Source organism: Allobosea sp. 01N443, from assembly GCF_056399325.1.
Map to the genome: position 1 here is coordinate 1 of NZ_JBFTRC010000361.1, position 2,162 is coordinate 2,162.

At 61.1% G+C, this 2,162-nt stretch carries 1 protein-coding gene; it reads left to right on the forward strand.

The genetic code is table 11. From position 1 onward, the window contains the following. Positions 1-887 precede the first annotated feature (887 nt). A partial coding sequence (locus AC1DRP_RS36305; RefSeq protein ID WP_476771106.1) for an autotransporter-associated beta strand repeat-containing protein occupies positions 888-2,162 on the forward strand: 1,275 nt, incomplete at its 3' end.

A 2,162-nucleotide genomic window follows, 5' to 3' on the forward strand; every position in this document is an offset into this window, starting at 1 on the left:
TCCCGCCCCGGTCCCGTCGCTCCGCCCTCGCCATCCATCTGCATCGTCTGTGCGCCATGGCACAATGGAAAGCCGTCGCTGGCCTCGCAGCGTGAGCCCGTCACCCGGTTGAGTTCGCTTCAATGGTCCGCGGTTAACGTGACAACGCCGAAGTTCGTTCTGGCCCATTGAGAGGACCAGAACATGAAGCGCAACCGCTTCTCGGAAGAGATGGGGTATTCGGCCCTGATTGCCTGACCTGCTCGCGGACCGGCCTCCGCGTTCCGACGATCATGGACCAATCCATGCGGGGAGAAACGCCATGATCTATGTCGGTCTCGATGTCTCACTGAACTCGGTCGCTATCTGCGTCGTGGACTATGCGAACGGATGCTGACACCGCGGTGGCAAACTGTATCACCTGAAAGCAGACCTTCTCGATGTCCGGGATGGGCCATCTTCCCCCGTCTGACGCTCTCCCCGCGAACGTCTCACTTGGGTGGAAATCAGAAGTTCGTCACGCTGAACCCGCTGGCATAAGCGCGCTACCGCCAAACATTGGCGGGCTGACCGAAAGCAGACGTCGCTAGATTGAAGTTCAGCGGCAGATTAGGATGACTTCMCTATGGTCACAATGCCTGCCTCCGTGAGCCCAGTAACTGTGCCGATCAAAAATTTCAGCTGGAATCGTGGCGTTCGCGCAACGGATCCTAAAAATATATGGGTCCGCATTGACGACAAACATGCCCTCGTAAACATTTTGTAGATATCGCCGGTGCTTTCTCTGAGCATCGTCACGCGTAGCCTATCCGATTCTGATCAGCCTCTGCCTTTGCTTCTGACTTCGACTGCTGGCAACGCGATCACCTACCGATCACGTTCGCGGGCTGCACGCAAAAGGGCGCGAAATGGATTTGGGACAGGTGGTGCCGGGTGCGAGCGCGAAACATCAAAAGCGCCGGCTTGTCGCGGCGTCGATGCGACGGTTGGGGTTGCTGGCACGCGTTTGCAGGTTTGGCTCGTCCACGGCGCTGGCGACTATCGTGCTTGTCGCAGCGGTCTCGGTGTCCGCACAAGCCCAAACAACAACTTGGATTCGCGGTACTGGTGACTGGGCCGATGGCTTCAACTGGTTCCCGAACCTCCCTCCCACCGCGGCGAACGATGCGGTCATCAACAACGGCGGCACCGCCCAGGTCGTCACGGACGATGCGGTCGCGAGAAGCCTCACCCTCGGTTCAACCGCCGGCGGCAGCGGGACGGTGGACGTACGCAGGACACTGAATGCCGGAGCCAGCGTAGTACTGGGATCATCGGCCGGCAGTGCGGGCACGCTGATCATCCAAAATGGCGGGACGTTGACCAATGTCTTGGGGGCGATTGGCAATTCGCCAGGTTCGCAAGGTACGGCCACGGTAACTGGTCCGGGCTCGACCTGGACGAACGGAGGAACCCTTGTGGTCGGCGGCCTGGGCACGGGCACGCTTACCATTCAAGACGGCGGTGTGGTGAACAGTGGAGGCGGCGGCTCGGTCGGATTGATTGGGACTGGCACGGTGACGGTGACCGGCACAGGCTCCCGTTGGACCAACACCCCAGGTGGCGGGCTCAATATCGGCAGTTTTGGAACGGGCGCTCTCACGATCTCGAACGGCGGGATGGTCATCAACGACACCGCCGTCCCCGCCAACATCGGCAATGGTCCAGGCTCTCAGGGTACGGTGATCGTGACCGGCCCGACCTCTACCTGGAGCAACAGTTCGGCGTTGAATATCGGCAACTTTGGCACGGGCACGCTCACAATTGCGGACGCAGGCGTCGTTGTCGCGTCGTCTGTTGTGAGCGCGGCGAATGCCAGTGCGGTCGGGACCCTCAACATCGGCGCGGCCGCTGGCAGTGCGGCGGCTGCACCAGGTACCCTGTCTGCGCCGAGCCTCTCCTTTGGCGCTGGCACCGGTACGCTCAACTTCAATCACACATCCCAAAGCTACGTGTTTGCGTCGGCGATCAGCGGCAACGGTACGGTCAATGTGCACGCGGGCGCGACTACGCTCACCGGTGCCAACACCTACAGTGGACCGACGAACGTCAACGCGGGGACGTTGCGCGCAGGCGGGCCGAACACGTTCAGCCAGAATTCGGCAGTGACGGTCGCGAGTGCCGGAACGCTCGATCTCAATGGC